This is a genomic window from Streptomyces sp. NPDC052910, assembly GCF_055585605.1.
Window position 1 is genome coordinate 1,176,652 of sequence record NZ_JBVJJR010000002.1, and the last position, 15,664, is coordinate 1,192,315.

At 71.4% G+C, this 15,664-nt stretch carries 15 protein-coding genes and 1 pseudogene; 4 read left to right on the forward strand and 12 right to left on the reverse strand.

Annotated features, from left to right (window positions below; translation table 11 throughout):
- Positions 1–194 precede the first annotated feature (194 nt).
- Positions 195–950 carry an SDR family NAD(P)-dependent oxidoreductase gene (locus tag ACZ6X9_RS10630; RefSeq protein WP_469777557.1) on the reverse strand — a complete coding sequence of 252 codons (756 nt, stop codon included), beginning with the start codon at positions 948–950 and terminating at the stop codon, positions 195–197.
- Between the two features lie 127 nt (positions 951–1,077).
- Between ACZ6X9_RS10630 and ACZ6X9_RS10635 the strand changes: the two genes are divergently transcribed.
- Together ACZ6X9_RS10635 and ACZ6X9_RS10640 are read left to right on the forward strand one after the other, a co-directional pair.
- Positions 1,078–1,512: an Rrf2 family transcriptional regulator gene (locus ACZ6X9_RS10635; RefSeq protein WP_469777558.1), complete on the forward strand. Its 435-nt coding sequence runs from the start codon at positions 1,078–1,080 to the stop codon at positions 1,510–1,512.
- 53 nt (positions 1,513–1,565) lie between these two features.
- A pseudogene (locus tag ACZ6X9_RS10640) lies at positions 1,566–2,464 on the forward strand (IS5 family transposase).
- A gap of 18 nt (positions 2,465–2,482) precedes the next feature.
- On the opposite strand, the gene ACZ6X9_RS10645 reads toward ACZ6X9_RS10640, so the two are convergent.
- The 3 genes from ACZ6X9_RS10645 to ACZ6X9_RS10655 form a co-directional block, all read right to left on the reverse strand.
- Positions 2,483–2,881: a VOC family protein gene (locus ACZ6X9_RS10645; RefSeq protein ID WP_469777559.1), complete on the reverse strand. Its 399-nt coding sequence runs from the start codon at positions 2,879–2,881 to the stop codon at positions 2,483–2,485.
- On the reverse strand, positions 2,878–3,399 hold the full coding sequence (locus ACZ6X9_RS10650) for a cupin domain-containing protein (RefSeq protein ID WP_469777560.1): 522 nt from the start codon (positions 3,397–3,399) through the stop codon (positions 2,878–2,880). The genes ACZ6X9_RS10645 and ACZ6X9_RS10650 overlap by 4 nt, the downstream gene beginning before the upstream one ends.
- 410 nt (positions 3,400–3,809) lie before the next feature.
- Entirely contained in the window at positions 3,810–4,742 is a 933-nt protein-coding gene (locus ACZ6X9_RS10655; RefSeq protein ID WP_469777679.1) for a DMT family transporter, read from the reverse strand.
- 67 nt (positions 4,743–4,809) lie between these two features.
- Between ACZ6X9_RS10655 and ACZ6X9_RS10660 the strand changes: the two genes are divergently transcribed.
- On the forward strand, positions 4,810–5,418 hold the full coding sequence (locus tag ACZ6X9_RS10660) for a TetR/AcrR family transcriptional regulator (protein ID WP_469777561.1): 609 nt from the start codon (positions 4,810–4,812) through the stop codon (positions 5,416–5,418).
- A gap of 172 nt (positions 5,419–5,590) precedes the next feature.
- Here the strand turns inward: ACZ6X9_RS10660 and ACZ6X9_RS10665 are convergent, their stop codons facing one another.
- Positions 5,591–5,941 (reverse strand): hypothetical protein, encoded by a 351-nt coding sequence (locus tag ACZ6X9_RS10665; protein WP_469777562.1) that lies wholly within the window; start codon positions 5,939–5,941, stop codon positions 5,591–5,593.
- Between the two features lie 320 nt (positions 5,942–6,261).
- Between ACZ6X9_RS10665 and ACZ6X9_RS10670 the strand changes: the two genes are divergently transcribed.
- Positions 6,262–7,053, forward strand: a complete 792-nt coding sequence (locus ACZ6X9_RS10670) for a hypothetical protein (RefSeq protein WP_469777563.1) — start codon at positions 6,262–6,264, stop codon at positions 7,051–7,053.
- A 15-nt stretch (positions 7,054–7,068) separates the two neighbouring features.
- Here the strand turns inward: ACZ6X9_RS10670 and ACZ6X9_RS10675 are convergent, their stop codons facing one another.
- The 7 genes from ACZ6X9_RS10675 to ACZ6X9_RS10705 form a co-directional block, all read right to left on the reverse strand.
- Positions 7,069–7,218, reverse strand: a complete 150-nt coding sequence (locus tag ACZ6X9_RS10675) for a hypothetical protein (RefSeq protein ID WP_469777564.1) — start codon at positions 7,216–7,218, stop codon at positions 7,069–7,071.
- Positions 7,219–7,314: 96 nt separating this feature from the next.
- On the reverse strand, positions 7,315–8,322 hold the full coding sequence (locus ACZ6X9_RS10680) for a TIGR03842 family LLM class F420-dependent oxidoreductase (protein WP_469777565.1): 1,008 nt from the start codon (positions 8,320–8,322) through the stop codon (positions 7,315–7,317).
- Between the two features lie 112 nt (positions 8,323–8,434).
- Positions 8,435–9,835, reverse strand: a complete 1,401-nt coding sequence (gene hydA, locus ACZ6X9_RS10685) for a dihydropyrimidinase (RefSeq protein WP_469777566.1) — start codon at positions 9,833–9,835, stop codon at positions 8,435–8,437.
- Entirely contained in the window at positions 9,832–11,136 is a 1,305-nt protein-coding gene (locus tag ACZ6X9_RS10690) for an aspartate aminotransferase family protein (protein ID WP_469777567.1), read from the reverse strand. Before ACZ6X9_RS10690 ends, hydA begins: the two co-directional genes overlap by 4 nt.
- Complete coding sequence (locus ACZ6X9_RS10695; protein WP_469777568.1) at positions 11,133–11,975, reverse strand: nitrilase-related carbon-nitrogen hydrolase; 843 nt, start codon at positions 11,973–11,975, stop codon at positions 11,133–11,135. Before ACZ6X9_RS10695 ends, ACZ6X9_RS10690 begins: the two co-directional genes overlap by 4 nt.
- Before the next feature lie 489 nt (positions 11,976–12,464).
- A complete protein-coding gene (ggt, locus tag ACZ6X9_RS10700) occupies positions 12,465–14,303 on the reverse strand; it encodes a gamma-glutamyltransferase (RefSeq protein ID WP_469777569.1) in 1,839 nt (612 codons plus the stop codon).
- A 116-nt stretch (positions 14,304–14,419) separates the two neighbouring features.
- Entirely contained in the window at positions 14,420–15,310 is an 891-nt protein-coding gene (locus ACZ6X9_RS10705; RefSeq protein WP_469777570.1) for an SGNH/GDSL hydrolase family protein, read from the reverse strand.
- Positions 15,311–15,664 lie beyond the last annotated feature (354 nt).

Genomic DNA, 15,664 nt, shown 5'->3' on the forward strand with positions numbered 1-15,664 from the left:
CTACCAGGCGACCTCCGTGACAACCCAGGCACGGTGACAGACCACCGGCTTCGTCGGCACGGCCGGCTCAGGACTTCCCGAGATCCCGGCAGCGCCACCCGCCGAGAGCCCTGCGCACACGCGCGGGTCTCCGGCGGTGCGGTGCGCGCCCCGGAGGTGCGGTGTCCTTCGGGGCACGCGGGAGGGGTTACGGTTCAGGCGTTGTAGCCGCCGTGGGCGTCCAGCACCGCGCCTGTGACGTACGAGGCGGCGGGGCTCGCGAGAAAGGCGATCGCCGCGGCTATTTCGTCGGGGTGGCCCATGCGTTGCAGGGACAGCGAGCCGACCAGGGCCTTGAGGGTCTCGGGGTCCGGCCCTTCCATGCCGCCCTCCATCAGTCCGGCTTCCACGACGTTGGCCGTGATGTTCCGGGGCCCGAGGTCCCGTGCGACCCCCATGGTGTACCTCTCGATCCCCGACTTGGTCGCCGAATAGTCGGCAAGGCCCGGGGCGCCGACCCGGGAGCCCAGTCCGGAGCTGACCGTGATGATGCGGCCGCCCGCGCGCAGCACCCGGGAGGCGGCCCGGATGACGGCGATCACGCCGAGGTAGTTGGTGGCGTGCATGCGGTCCAGTGCGGCGGTGTCGGCGTCCGGGTCGTCCACCCGGCGGCCCTGCTCCACCGAGATCGCCGCGTTGTTGACGAGGATGTCCAGGCCGCCGAAGTGTGCGACCACGTCGTCGATCAGTGCCGGCGCCCGGCTCGTGTCCGCCTGGTCGGATTGGATGGCGACGGCCTTGGCTCCCTTTCCGTGTAGCTCGTCGACGACGGCCTGCGCCCGCTTCGCGGAGCTGACGTAGGTGAAGGCGACGTCGGCGCCCTGTTCGGCCAGCAGCCGTACGGTCGCGGCTCCCAGTCCACGCGATCCCCCGGTGACCAGGGCGACCTTGCCCATGAGTGGCTTGTTCATCCGTCTCACCTCGTTGGTTGACCCTTCCGGTGAGACGTAACGCTAATGGTTACGACAACCCTGTCGCAACCACCACTGTTACGACGGGGCTGTCGTACCATGGGCGTCGCGGCCGGGAGGAGGGTGCGTGAGCGCCAACAGCAGGTTGACCCTTGCCGCCCACGCCCTGACCTGGATCGGTCTCTACCAGCGCCAAGGCCATGAGGTCGCCACCTCCGAGCAGATCGCGACCAGCGCCAACACGAACCCCGTGGTGATCAGGCGGCTGCTCGGCGAGCTGCGCAGGGCCGGACTCGTGGAGTCCCGGCGGGGCGTGGGCGCGGGCTGGTCGCTGACGCGCGAGCTGGAGGCGACGACCCTGCTCGACGTGTACGAGGCGGTGGAGCCCGGCCCGCTGTTCGCCATGCACCGGACCACCCCGGACCAGGAGTGCGTGGTGGGTTACGGCATCCAGCCGGCGATGCGGGGCATCTACGAGGGCATCGAGGAGACGCTGCGACGCGAACTGGCCCGCGTCACGCTCGCGGACGTCCTCCGGGACATCCTCGCGGCGCCTCGCTAGGGCCTGTCCGGCGGATCATGTGACCTCTTGATCCTCTACTCGTTGACGTGTTCATGGGGCGGGGAGACCTCACGCAAGAGGAATGGGCGCGGCTGAAGCCGCATCTGCCGAAGTCCGGTAAGCGGGGCGGCCGTTGGGCGGGCCATCGCAGGTTCATCAACGGGATCCTGTACCGCAACCGGACGGGGGTGCCATGGCGGGACCTGCCTGCGCGATTCGGGAAGTGGAAAACCGTGTACAAGCGGCATCGGCGCTGGTCGGCGGACGGCACATGGGACAGGCTCTTTGCGCACGTCCTGGCCGACGCCGAAGCGGAAGGCCGGATCGACTGGTCCATGGTGAGTGTGGACTCCACCACCGCGCGGGCCCACCAGCATGCGGCCGGAGCACGCAAGAAGCGGCCGCGGGTGCCGGGAAAAGAACCACGCCCCGGCAGCACCGTCCCGACGAGGGACTCGGACGCTCCCGGGGCGGCTGCACCAGCAAGATCCACCTCGCGGGCGAGGGCGGATGCCGCCCACTGGCCCTGCTGATCACTCCGGGCCAGTGGGCTGCCGCCCCGCGGCTCATCCCGGTCATGGACCGTATCCGCGTCGGCCGGCCCGGTGGCGGACGTCCCCGCACCCGACCGGGCCATTTCGGCGGCGACAAGACATCCCACGCGGATAAGCGTCATACTCCTCCCGCCGCAACCGCTCCTATCTGCGTAGACGGCAGATCAAGCACACCATCCCCGAGCCGAAGAACCAGCGGGCCAACCGCCAACGGTGTGGCAGCAAGGGCGGCCGGCCTGCCGGTTTCGACAAGACGATCTACAAGCGCAGGAACGATGTAGAGCGGACGATCAACGCCCTAAAAAAACTTCCGGGCCGTGGCCACGAGGTTCGACAAACGCGCCTACATCTTCCACGGCACCATGACCGTCGCCTCGATCGGCCTCTGGCTTCGCTGATGACCGGGTGAATGGGTGTCAGGTCCAGGTGTGGGAGCACAGGACCAGGCGGTAGCCGTCCGGATCGGCGACCGTTGCCCCGTGCTCGTCCCAGTACGGGTTGTGTGCCGGTACGCGGGTTCCGCCGGCCGCGACGAGGCGATCGATCAGGGGCTGGTCGACCGGCTTGCCCAGGTAGACCACGAACAGGTCATCCACCGTGGGGGTGGGCTCCAGCGGGTGCTCTGGGTCATGGGTGAGCTCGAAGTGCCAGACGCCGCCTTTGGGGCCGACCATCAGCAGATCGTGCTCGCCCGGGACGCGCTCGGTGGTGCGCCACAGAACGTCCAGGCCAAGGCCATCCACGTAGAAGCGTTCGGCGGCAGCGAGGTCGCGCGAGGGGCGGGCCACCCGGACGCGGGCGTTGGAGTCGATCATGCGGATGCTTCCAGGGCCGCGCGCCAGAGCGGGCTGTCGACGTAGTGGTTGTCGAAACGCTCCGCCGACTCTGCGATCTCCTTCGCGTCGGCCTCACCGCGCATGACTCGGCCGAGCAGGCGCAGGTAGTCGAAGCGGCCCATGCCGGGGGTGAACACGAACAGGACGTCCGCCTCGCAGCCGGGCGCCGCGGCGAAGGCGTGCGGGGTGTGCGGCGGCACCGCCAGGAAGTCGCCCGTGTTGAGCAGGGTGATCTCTTCGCCTACCAGCACTTGGAGGGAGCCGCTGATCACGAAGAACAGCTCGGTCGCCTTGGTGTGGAAGTGCGCGGGTGCCCCCACGGCTCCCTCGGCGAACGTGGATCGGTAGCAGGTGAAGCCGTCGGCCGTGCGGTCGGAGTCGGCGAGCAGCTTCATCACGCTGCTGGGGTCGGCGCAGGTCTCGGCGTCGGCGTGACGGGTCAGTACCGGCTGGAACGGCGCGGCTGGCTCGATGGTGGTGGGCGTTTCCTGGATCATGACCGGACCTTAAGGCCTGGAATACCGCTCTGACCAGGCCCTTTCGGTATCCGTCACGGGATCCTGGAGCACGGCTCACAGCGGAGAAGGCCGCCATCGGACTATGCCCCATGGCCAGTCATGCCAATGAACAGGCCCCGAGGCGATCCAAGATCCGCCGGACAGGCCCTAGCCTCCCCGCCGACCGGCGCGTACCCGTCGGACCCGGCTTCGCCCGCCCTGAAAACCGGCGGGTCCTCACGGCTCCGCATCGATCCCGCTCACGCCACCCGGCTCCTGCCCGGCCCTCGCCGATGTGACCGGAGGCGCCGCTGCGCCGGGCCGCCTGCGCCGGGAGCGCCGGGGCCGCGTACCCGGCGGCCCGTGCCGCACTCGGCGAGGAAGCTCTCCTCTCCGACGAGGCGGAGGGTTCAGGCGCCTCGCTCGGCCGGGCGCGCGACCTCGCCCGTGTGCGCGTCCCGCGCGACCGTCCTGGTGGACCGGGTGTCACCGCGATGGACGATGACCACTGCCGCGAGGCCGACGGCCAGGCCGAGAGCGGTCAGCGGACCGAACGGTTCACCGAACATGAGGGCTCCCCAGACCGCCGTCACCGGAGCCATGAGGAACATGAGCGTATTGACCTTGGTGACTCCGGAGCGCCTCAGGATGAGCCAGTACAGCCCGTATCCGCCGAAGGTCGACAAGGCCACGAGCCAGGCGATCGCGGCCCAGAACGCGAGCTCGGCGGGCGGCTTGGCGGCTCCGGCGCCCAGGGCGAAGGCGGTGAAGACGACGGCACTGGTGGCACAGTGGACGGTCATCGACACGGCGGGAGTGACCCGCGCGCGGGAACGGCTTTCGAGGAACGTGGCCGCCACCAGCGAGAACATGCCGAGGAAGGGGATGAGGTAGGCCCACCAGGCCGCACCGGAGCCGGCCGCGGCATCGGCCATCGTGACGATGGCGGCGCCCCCCACCCCCAGACACAGTCCGAACCACTGTGTGCGCGAGACGTATTGGCGCAACAGCGGTCCGGCAAGTCCTCCGACGACGAGGGGCTGGACACCGTCGATCAGGGCTGTGGTGCCGCTGGAGACCCCGAGTTGGATCGCGTAGTAGACGGTGAGCAGATAACCGCTTTGCGAGAGCACGCCGATCAGGGCCTGCCGGGCCACGTCCCGCACCCTGAGGCCCCGCCACAACGTTCCGGAAACGGCGGCGACGACGGTCAGCACGATGGCCGGCGGCAGGAACCGCCACATCAGGATCGTGACCGCGGACGCACTGCCCGCGCCGAGCTTCGCCCCGATGAACCCGGAACTCCAGCAGAGCACGAAAGCGAGCGAAAGCAGGAAGTTCATGCCTCCCCCTTCACTATACAGATCGGTATACCCATCGCTCACTATACAGATCGGTATACTGTTGAGCATGGGAACCACCGAAGGGCCGCGACGGATCACGATGACGCCTGCCGCACGGCGCGTCCTGGAGGCCGCCGCGCGGCTGTTCTACGAGCGCGGCATCCATGCCGTCGGGGTGGACCTGATCGCCTCCGAGGCCGGGGTGACGAAGAAGACCCTCTACGACCGGTTCGGCTCCAAAGAGCAGATCGTCGTCGAATACCTCGCGGACCGCGATGAACGCTGGCGCGCCTTCCTCACCCGGTACCTCGACGCCGCGCAGCCGGCGTCGGCGGCGCGCGTCCTGGCCGTCTTCGACGCCTCACGCGCATGGTCGGTGGAGAACAATGCCAAGGGGTGCGGCATGGTCAACGCCCACGCCGAGATCAGCGATCCGTCCCACCCGGCGTACCCGGTCATCACCGGGCAGAAGCGGTGGATGCTCGCCCTGTTCACCGACCTCGCCAGGGACGTCACCCCGGACAGGGCCGATCGCCTGGGCCGGACGCTGACACTGCTTCACGAAGGAGCGCTCGTCGCCCACGGCCTGAACATCATCGCGGACCCCATCGGCCATGCCCGTGAACAGGCACGAGATCTCCTTGCCGCCACCCGGGACTCCGCGGCGAAGAGGTGAGGCGACACCCTCGGATCGGTCACCTTCATGTTCCACCGGGGCCATCACACCGCACACTTGACCGGTTTGACGGGCGTTACTCCCCAAGGCCGGACAGAGGGCCACTGTTCTGACTCCGGGCAAGGCAGGTGATGGCCGCTCGTGGCTCAAGGCGCGGTCGGGCGGCCGGGATTCAGAGCCACCGCCGTGCCGCCTCGACGCTGTCCCCGCCGCTGGTGTTGAAGGCGATGGCGGCTTGCGGCGCATGGCGGCGGATCAGGTTCACGATCAGTTCGAACAGCGGAAGCAACTGCTCGGTCTTGCGGATTCCGCCGCCGACGATCACGACATCCAACGGCTGCTTGGTCAACGAGGCGACGAGGATGGACTCGGCCGCTGCGTCGAACTGGATCAGCGTCAGGGCCGCGTCGATGCCGTGCTCACCGAACCGGGCCATCTCCCCGTCGAGCGCCGCGCGGAGAGCCTCCCCGTCGACGCCGGGAATCGCTTGCGGGTCGTACCCGACAACAAGTGCAGAAGGCATGGACCCAACCTACCGAGGTGTGCCCAACCTACCGAGGTGTGCTCAACCTACCGAGCCCTGCTTGCACATGATCCACCAGACGGCGCCCCACTCACATGGGCGGCGACGGCCACGCCACCGACCCGGCGCCTGCCCCGCCCGCACGGCCCGGCAGGGCAGGGCAAGGCAAGGCAAGGCAAGGCAAGGCAACCTGCGGATCCGCACCCCCGCCGCACATGCCCCGTGCGGGTGGTTTTGCACGGACGCGCGGCCAATTGTCCCCCGGTCAGGGGACTCTGGGGCTCCAGATCTGTTTCCTTCAGACCGCAAGGAGTGCCGGGATGAAGAAACGCCGCATCACCGCACTGGCAGCCTGCGTGATTCTCGCCGCCGCAGTCCCGGTCGCGCAGGCCGAAGGGGACGCCGCCCGCGCCGCGTCCGCGCTTGTCCGGCAAGTGGAAGGCCCTTCCGTAACCCTGCAGGCGAACGAGAGGCGAAGTCTGCCCAGAGTTTTCTGCCCGGAGGGTCAGACATCCACCGGTGGCGGGATCAGACTCAATCCCGACAACGGAGTCTTCCTCAGCGAGTCCACCCCCGGTGGGACCGGCTGGGACGTCACCGTCGACAACCAAAGCGACGAGCCACGCACGGTGACGCCTCTGGTGGTCTGCGCGGCGGATCCGTCCATCACCCATCAGGTCGGCACCACGGTGAGTGGTCCTACGGCAGAGAGCGCGGCGACGTGTCCCGCGGGCCGGTTCGTGGCCGGCGGCGGGGTGATTGCCGGGGCGAGGAACTACCTCAGCCTGGCCGTCTCCGACGCCTCCCACTGGTTCGGCCGGGCAAAGAACGTCAACACGCCCTTTTCCCAAACGGTCGCGTTCGCGCGATGCTCCGACAGGCCGCACTCCGCCGCGAACGGCGATCCCGTGAATCTCCAGCCGGGACAGACCGGAACGTCCACGGCGTCGTGCCCCAGTGGACAGGTGCCGACCGCGGGCGGGGGAGCCGGTCATCCCAATGTTCTCCACAACGCGTCGGCCCCCACGGCGACCGGCTGGTCTCTGCGCGCCACGAACACCGACAACGTCCCGCGCCTGGCGGTCGCCCATGTGGTGTGCACCGCGCCCTGACCGAGGGGGAAGGCGTCACCGGCCGTAGCCGCGGCCGTCGAGCCGGGCGGGCCGCCACGTCGGGCGGCCGTGCTCGGCGCGGGTGGGTGCCTGGTGTATCGCCTCGGCGTACGGCCGGGCCGCCGTCGCCGGGCCGCCGTCGCGCTCGTGGACGTACGCCGCCACCGCGGTGTGGCGCGGCGTCCGCCGCGGGCTCGACGGTTTCCGCGAGGACCGGACGGGACGTACGAGAAGGAGCGGCGGGGCGTCGGGTGACGAGGGTCAGGCCGCTCCGGCCAGCGCCGGGATCACCCGCTCGCCGTACGCGTCGACCGTCGTCTCCTTCGCGTCGTGCATCGCGTACACCGCGAACTGGTCCACGCCCAGCGCCCGCAGCTCCTCCAGCCGCGCCACATGTGCCTCCGCCGGCCCGATGAGGCAGAAGCGGTCCACGATCCCGTCAGGGACGAAGTCCGCCGACGGGTTGCCCGCCCGGCCGTGGTGGCTGTAGTCGTAGCCCTGCCGCTGTTCGATGTACGAGGTGAGGTCCTCGGGAACCAGGTCCGAGTGGGCGCCGTAGCGGGTGACGAGGTCGGCGACGTGGTTGCCGACCATGCCGCCGAACCAGCGGCACTGTTCCCGCGCGTGGGCGAGGTCGTCGCCGACGTAGGCGGGGGCGGCGACGCAGACGGTGACGGACGACGGGTCGCGGCCGGCCTCCTCCGCCGCCCCGCGGACCGCCTTGACCATCCACTCGGTCAGGAAGGGATCGGCGAGCTGGAGGATGAAACCGTCGGCCTCGCGGCCGGCCAGGGCGAGTGCCTTCGGGCCGTAGGCCGCCATCCAGACCGGGAGCCGGCCGTCACGCACCCATGGCAGCCGCAGCGGTGTGCCGCCGACGTCGGTCTCGCGGCCCTCGGCGAGGTCGCGGATGATCCGCATGGACTCGCTCAGCGCGGCGAGGGTGTTGGGGCGGCGGCCGGCCACCCGCATCGCCGAGTCGCCGCGTCCGATGCCGCAGACCGTGCGGTTGCCGTACATGTCGTTGAGCGTGGCGAAGGTGGAGGCGGTCACCTCCGGGGTGCGGGTGGACGGGTTGGTGACCATCGGCCCCACGACGAGCCGTTCCGTGTGTTCGAGGATGCGGCTGTGGATCACGAACGGTTCCTGCCACAGCACGGCGGAGTCGAACGTCCACCCGTACCGGAAGCCCTGCCGCTCGGCGCGGCGCATCAGGTCGACGACGGCGGTGGCGGGCGGATCGGTCTGGAGGACGAGGCCGAAGTCCAAGGGTGGTGCTCCTTACGGGAAGCTGCGGGGTGTACGGGGTGTAGGGGTGTACGGGACGTCCGGGGCGTACGGGGCCGCGGGCGGTCCCCGGTGCGGGGTGCCGGCGCGTCCGTTACGTGAGGTACTGGCACGTCGAGCGCGGCACGTACCGGCCGTGCCCGGTCCGGCCGGTGAACCGACGCTCGTGGATGACGAGTTCGCCACGGGACAGGACGGTCTCGACGCGGCCGGTGACCTCCCTCCCCTCGTACGCCGAGTAGTCGACGTTCATGTGGTGGGTGGTGGCGGAGAGAACCTGTGTGGCGTGCGGGTCGTAGACGACGAGGTCGGCGTCGGCGCCGGGGCTGATCGTGCCCTTGTGCGGGGTGAGGCCGACCATCCGGGCCGGGGCAGCGCAGGCAAGCTCGATCCAGCGGCGGCGGGAGATGCGGCCGTCGACGACCGCCTGGTGGAGGAGGTCCATCCGGTGCTCCACGCCCGGCAGGCCGTTGGGGATCTTCGAGAAGTCGCCCCGGCCCAGTTCCTTCTGGCCGGAGAAGCAGAACGGGCAGTGGTCGGTGGAGACGACCTGGAGGTCGTCCGTGCGCAGCCCGCGCCAGAGGGCCGCCTGGTGCTCACGGGGCCGCAGCGGCGTCGAGCAGACGTACTTCGCGCCCTCGAAGCCGGGTTCCGCCAGGTTGTCGGTCGACAGGAAGAGGTACTGGGGGCAGGTCTCGCCGAAGACCGGCAGCCCCTTGTCGCGGGCCGAGGCGAGCTCCGCGACCGCCTCCTCCGCCGAGACGTGGACGACGTACAGCGGGCTGCCGGCGACCCGGGCCAACTGGATCGCGCGGTGGGTGGCCTCGGCCTCCAGCAGGGCCCTGCGCACCTCGCCGTGGTAGCGGGGCGCCGTCTTGCCCGCCGCGAGCGCCTGTCGGACGAGGACGTCGATCGCGATGCCGTTCTCGGCGTGCATCATGATCAGCCCGCCGTTCCCGGCGGCCCGCTGCATGGCCCGCAGGATCTGCCCGTCGTCGCTGTAGAACACCCCCGGGTACGCCATGAAGAGTTTGAACGAGGTCACCCCCTCCCCCACCAACCGGTCCATCTCCTTCAGCGACTCCTCGGTCACATCGGAGAGGATCACGTGGAAGGCGTAGTCGACCGCGCACCGGCCCTCCGCCTTGGCGTGCCAGGTGTCGAGTCCCTCGCGCAGCGCCCGGCCCCTGGTCTGCACCGCGAAGTCGACGACGGTCGTGGTGCCGCCCCAGGCGGCGGCCCGGGTGCCGGTCTCGAAGGTGTCGGAGGAGGAGGTGCCGCCGAAGGGGAAGTCGAAGTGGGTGTGGGCGTCCACGCCGCCCGGGACGACGTACTTGCCGGTCGCGTCGATCGTCCGGTCGGCCGTCCAGCCCCGGGCGACCGAGCCTCCGGCCGCCGCCAGCGCGGCCACCTTCCCGTCCTCGACGAGGACGTCGGCGTACGTCTCCTCGGCGGCGGTGATGACGAGACCGCCCTTGACGAGGGTCCTGGTCACGAGCTCCCTCCCGCGTGCCCGACCCGGCGCAGCGCCCGTTCCAGCGCCGCCGCGCCCTCCTCCGCCTCGGCGACGGTCAGGGTCAGCGGCGGGGCGATGCGCAGGACGGTGCCGTCCCGGCCGCCCTTGCCGATCAACAGGCCTTCCTCACGGGCCCGTTCGAGTGCCTGGTTCGCCGCCTCGGACGAGGTCAGCTCGACGCCGATCATCAGACCCCGGCCGCGGACCTCACGGACGGCCGGCAGGCCGGCGGTGACGGCCCGGAGCCGTTCGGTCAGCAGGCCGCCGACGCGCCGGGCGTTGCCCTGGAGGTCGTGTTCGAGCAGGTAGGTGAGGTTGGCGAGGCCGGCCGCCATGGTGACCGGGCTGCCGCCGAAGGTGGAGATGGAGTTGGCCCCCAGGCAGTCCATCACCTCGGCGCGGGCGACGACGCCGCCGACGGACATGCCGTTGGCGATGCCCTTGGCGAAGGTGAGGAGGTCGGGCGGGCCGTTCTCGGCGTGGGCCTGCCAGCCCCAGAAGTGGTCGCCGGTGCGGCCCCAGCCGGTCTGCACCTCGTCGCTGATCCAGAGGATGCCGTGCCGGTCGAGGACCTCGCGGAAGGCCGCGTAGAGCCCGTCGGGCGGCGCGGTGAACCCGCCGACGCCCTGCACCGGTTCGGCGATCAGCGCGGCCACCGTCCCGTGCGCCTGGCCGAGCATGTCCTCCAGGTCACGGACGCAGGCGGCGGTGAACGCCGCGTCCGAGAGATGCGCGTACGGGCCCTGGGAGCGGACGGCACCGTGGACGTAGAGCGTCTGGAGCGGCGAGAGGCTGGTGGGCGACCAGGCCGAGTTGCCCGTGATCCCCACGGTGGAGAAGGAACGGCCGTGGTAGCCGTTGCGCATGGCCAGGATCTGGTTGGACCGCCGGTACGTCGTGGCCAGCAGCAGCGCGGCGTCGTTGGCCTCGGTGCCGGAGGTGGTGAAGAAGACGCGGGCGTCGGGGATGCCGCTCAGCGCGGCGATCCGTTCGGCCAGTTCGACCATGTGCCGGTCGAGGTAGAGGGTGGACGTGTGGAGGATCCGCCCGGCCTGCTCGGCGACGGCCTTGGTGACCTCGGGCAGCGCGTGGGCGGTCATGGTGGTGAGGATGCCGCCGAAGAAGTCGAGGTAGCGGCGGCCCTCGGCGTCCCAGACGTACCGGCCCTCGCCGTGGGTGAGTTCGAGGGGCTCCGCGTAGTAGAGGGACAGCCAGGCGGGGAGGACGGCCCGGTGGCGGGCGTGCAGTCCTGGGGCGACGGCCGGGCCGGGGGCGCTCACGGCCGCACCAGCCCCTCGTACGCGTCGGGGCGCCTGTCGCGGTAGAACGCCCACTGCGTCCGCACCTCGTCGATCAGCGAGAAGTCCAGGTCCCGGACGACCAGTTCCTCCTTGGTGTCGCTGGCGACGTCGCCGACGAACTGCCCGCGCGGGTCGACGAAGTAGGAGGTGCCGTAGAAGTCGTTGTCGCCGTACTCCTCCCGGCCCACGCGGTTGATCGCCGCGACGAAGTACTCGTTGGCGACGGCGGCGGCGGGCTGTTCGAGCTTCCAGAGGTGCGCGGAGAGGCCGCGGGAGGTGGCGGAGGGGTTGTAGACGAGCTGGGCACCGGCCAGGCCGAGCTGCCGCCAGCCCTCCGGGAAGTGGCGGTCGTAGCAGATGTAGACGCCGACCCGGCCCACGGCGGTGTCGAAGACGGGCCAGCCGAGGTTGCCGGGCTTGAAGTAGTACTTCTCCCAGAAGCCCTTCACCTGCGGGATGTGGTGCTTGCGGTACTTGCCGAGGTACCCGCCGTCGGCGTCGATGACAGCGGCGGTGTTGTAGTAGAAGCCGGACTGCTCGACCTCGAAGACCGGCACCACGATCACCATGCCCGTCTCGCGGGCGAGATCGCGCATCCGGCGCACGGTCGGCCCGTCGGGGACCGGCTCGGCCCAGCGGTAGTGCTCGCTCTCCTGGACCTGGCAGAAGTAGGGGGCGTTGAAGACTTCCTGGAAGCCGATCACCCGGGCGCCCTGCGCGGCGGCGGCGCGGGCGTGTTCCTCGTGTTTGGCGATCATCGACTCGGTGTCACCGGTCCAGCCGGCCTGGACCAGTGCGGCGCGCACAACATTGGGCATGAGCTGCTCCTCCGCCGGGGCGTGTGCCGGGCTAGGCACGAAGATCCGCGTGCCTGCGACCGTAGGCCCCGGCACCGGCCGAGGCAAGACCGGCGCGACCCGCCCCGGAATCCGCTCGGCGACGAGGACGCCGGCGCCGCCTTCCACGGCCCGGGCCGCGCGGAAGCACGGGGGCCACACGGGACGGCGGTGGCGGACGCGGCCGCGGACGTCGCCCCGGAGCGGCACCGGAACGGCGTGACGGGGCATGGGTTCCCGCCGCCGGACGAGACCGGCGTGGCGACGGACGTCCTCCGGCCGTGCGGCCGGGGCGCGGGTCGGACGCCTCCCGCTACACCACCGCTCGGCCGGAGCGCGCGGCCCGGCCCCGCACCTTCCGGCACACCGCCCGCACGGCTGGAGCGCACGGCCCGGGCCCCCCCGGCACACCACCGCTCCACCGGAGCGCGCGGCCCGTACCTCCCGGTACACCGCCGCGCGCCCCGGGGCTCATCGGCCCGGCCGCACCACCATCGCGGACCCGCCGCCGCGCCGGACCTTCTCGGCGGCGGCCAGCCACCGGCCGTCCGGCAGTCGTTCGACGCCGGTCGCCGCGCCGATGAAGGACGGGTTGAGCTTGAACACGTGCCCCTTCGCCTCCAGCTTGCGGCGGACGGAGTCGTCCCACAGCGCCTGTTCGACGTCCGTCGTCGCGGCGTTGCGCTGGCTGGCGCGCGGCGCGGCGATGGCGTCGACCAGCGGCATCCCGCGGTCCACGTGGTTGAGCAGGGTTTGCAGGACGGTCGTGATGATCGTCGCCCCGCCCGGCGAACCGAGCGCGAACCGGAGCTTCCCGTGGTCGAGGACGATCGTCGGCGAGATCGACGAGCGCGGGCGCTTGCCCGGTCCCGGCAGGTTCGGGTCGTGGACGCCCGGGCTGATGGGGGTGAACGAGAAGTCGGTCAGCTCGTTGTTGAGCAGGAAGCCCCGGCCGGGCACGGTGATGCCGCTGCCGCCGGTCTGCTCGATGGTGAAGGTGTACGAGACGACGTTGCCCCACTTGTCGGCCGTCGTCAGGTGGGTGGTCTGCTGCCCCTCGTACGGGGTGGGGGCGGCGCGGCCCGCCGTGCCACAGGGCTTGGGGTGCCGGGGGTCGCCGGGGGCGAGCGGGCTGGTCAGCGCCCGGCCGTCCTTGATCAGGCAGGCCCGCGAGGCGGCGAACCGCTTGGAGGTCAGCGCCGCGGTCGGCACGTTCTCCTGCGCGGGGTCGCCGATCCACCGGTTGCGGTCGGCGAACGCGATCCGGCTCGCCTCGAGGTAGCGGTGGAGGTAGGCCGTGCGGTCGAGCTTGCGGAGGTCGCTTTTCTCCAGGATGTTCAGCGCCTCGGCGACGGCGATCCCGCCGGAGGCGGAGGGGGCCATCCCGTAGACGTCGAGCCCCCGGTAGGTGCTGTGCGTCGGGCCCGGCCGATTGACCGCGTACGCGCGCAGGTCGCGCTCGGTGAGGTCGCCGGAGCGTACGACGCGGTGCGCGGTCCGGGCGACGGGCGGCTTGCGGACGGTACGGACCACGTCCCGTCCCACCTCGCCGCCGTACATCGCGCCGATGCCGCGCTTGCCCACCAGGGCGTAGGTGCGGGCGAGGTCGGGGTTCTTCAGGGTGGAGCCGACGGCCGGCAGCCTGCCGCCCGGCAAGTACAGCTTGGCGGTGGCGGGGAAGTCGCGGAAGCGCTTCTCGTTGTCGGCGGTCTGCTGCCGGAAGGTGGCGTCGACGGTAAAGCCCTGGCGGGCCAGGCGCTCGGCGGGCTTCAGCACCTGGCCGAGCGATCTGCGGCCCCAGGAGCGCAGCGCCGCGTCCCAGGTGGCGGGGGCGCCGGGGACGCCGACGCTCCGGCCGCTGGTCATGGCCTCGTCGAAGGGGATCGCGTGTCCCTTCTCGACGAACAGGTTCCGGTCGGCGCTGAGCGGCGCCCGCTCCCGGCCGTCGATGGTGAAGACCTTGCGGGCCTTCGCGTCGTAGTAGACGAAGTAGCCGCCACCACCGATGCCGCCGGAGTACGGCTCGGTGACGCCGAGGGCGGCGGCGGTGGCCACCGCCGCGTCGACGGCGTTGCCGCCGCCCTTGAGCACCTCGATGCCGGCGGCCGAGGCGTCGGCGTCGACGCTCGCCACGGCCCCGCCGCGGCCCACGGCCAGCGGGGTCTTGGCGGGGGTGCGGCCCGACGCGGCCGTGGAACCGGGTGTGCCGGCCGCCCCCTGAGCGGCGGCCGGCACGATTCCGAGTCCGGCCACGAGTGCGGCCGTCGCGCAGAGCACGGTCGTTCGCCGGCGCGCTGGCGGTCTTGCCATGGGTACCTCCCTGTCGGCTGAGAGGCACCGGACCCTACTCGCCGGACCCCTCCCCCGACAGGGCGCGACACGGCTCGCGTTCGCCCTTTCGTGCGGGCTTTCGTGCGGGCTTTCGCTCAGCGGCCCCGGGCCTGGGTGAGCACCGGCTTGGCCATCGCCCGCTCGCCGTCGGCGTTCGGGTGGAAGGGCGCGGCGGGACGGGTGGGCTGGGCGCCCTCGATCCAGCGGTCCTTCTCCGGGCGGCAGACGTCGTGGCCGACGGTGGCGCGGTAGGTGTCGGCGTACCGGACGTGCGCCTTGCGGGCCTGCGCGCGCAGCATCGTGTTGAGCTTCTTCTCGGTGTCGCGCAGGTACGGCGTGTCGCCGGCCGCGATCGGCACGTTCGGGAAGCAGCCGACACCGCTGTCCGGCATGATCGACGGGTAGCCGACCAGGACGACGCGGGCGTGCGGGGCGCGCTGGTGCACGGCCTTGAGGACGCGGGCGACCTTGGGCGCGGCGCCGGCGATGCGCTTGTTCAGCAGGTCGGAGCCGTCGGCCGCGGTGTACTTCTTGCGGCAGGGGGCGCCGGCCGGGTCGGAGACGGAGAGCTGGGCACAGGTGCCGATGATCTCGCCGAAGCCGATGTCGTTGCCGCCGATGCCCACGGTGACGAGGCGGGTGTTCTTGCCGAGGGCGTTCAACTGGGGGGCGTTGGCGCCCTGCGCGCGCCACATGTCGTCGGTCTTGGCGCCGCTGCAACTGACGTCCTTGAAGGACTTCACGTGCAGCGCCTTCGCGGTCAGCGAGGGGTAGTTGACGCTGGACCGCGCGCAGTCGCCGCCGCTCTGGGCGGGCACGCCGGGTGCGGAGGTGTACGAGTCGCCGAGGGCGACGTAGCGCTCGCCGCCGTGGACCGGGGTGCCGGCGGCGGCGGGGGCGGCGGCACCCGCCGCCAGGGCCGTGGCCGCGCCGACCGCCGCCAGCGCCTTGCCGTACCGCCCGCCGTGTGCGCGTGCGTCTGCCACTACTGCCTCCGGAGAATCGGTGATGGTTCCAGGCCGACCGCGCCCCGGGACAGGTCGCCGGGGGCCGTCGAACACGGCAGTCAGACTCGCCTCGTGTTGACCGTCTGTCAATCTCACAAGGCTCTGTGCGCACCACTGGTACCGGCCGTCACTCGGCCGCAGGCATCGAACGAGGGCCGTCCGGGCGGCCGTTCCGTCGGCCGCCGCGTCAGGCGAGGCGCCGGGCGCCACGCCGGACGGGGTGTCGGGCGCCACGCCCGACGGGGTGTCGGGCGCCACGCCCGACGGGGTGTCGGGCGCCACGCCCGACGGGGTGTCGGGCGCCACGCCCGACGGGGTGTCGGGCGCCACGCC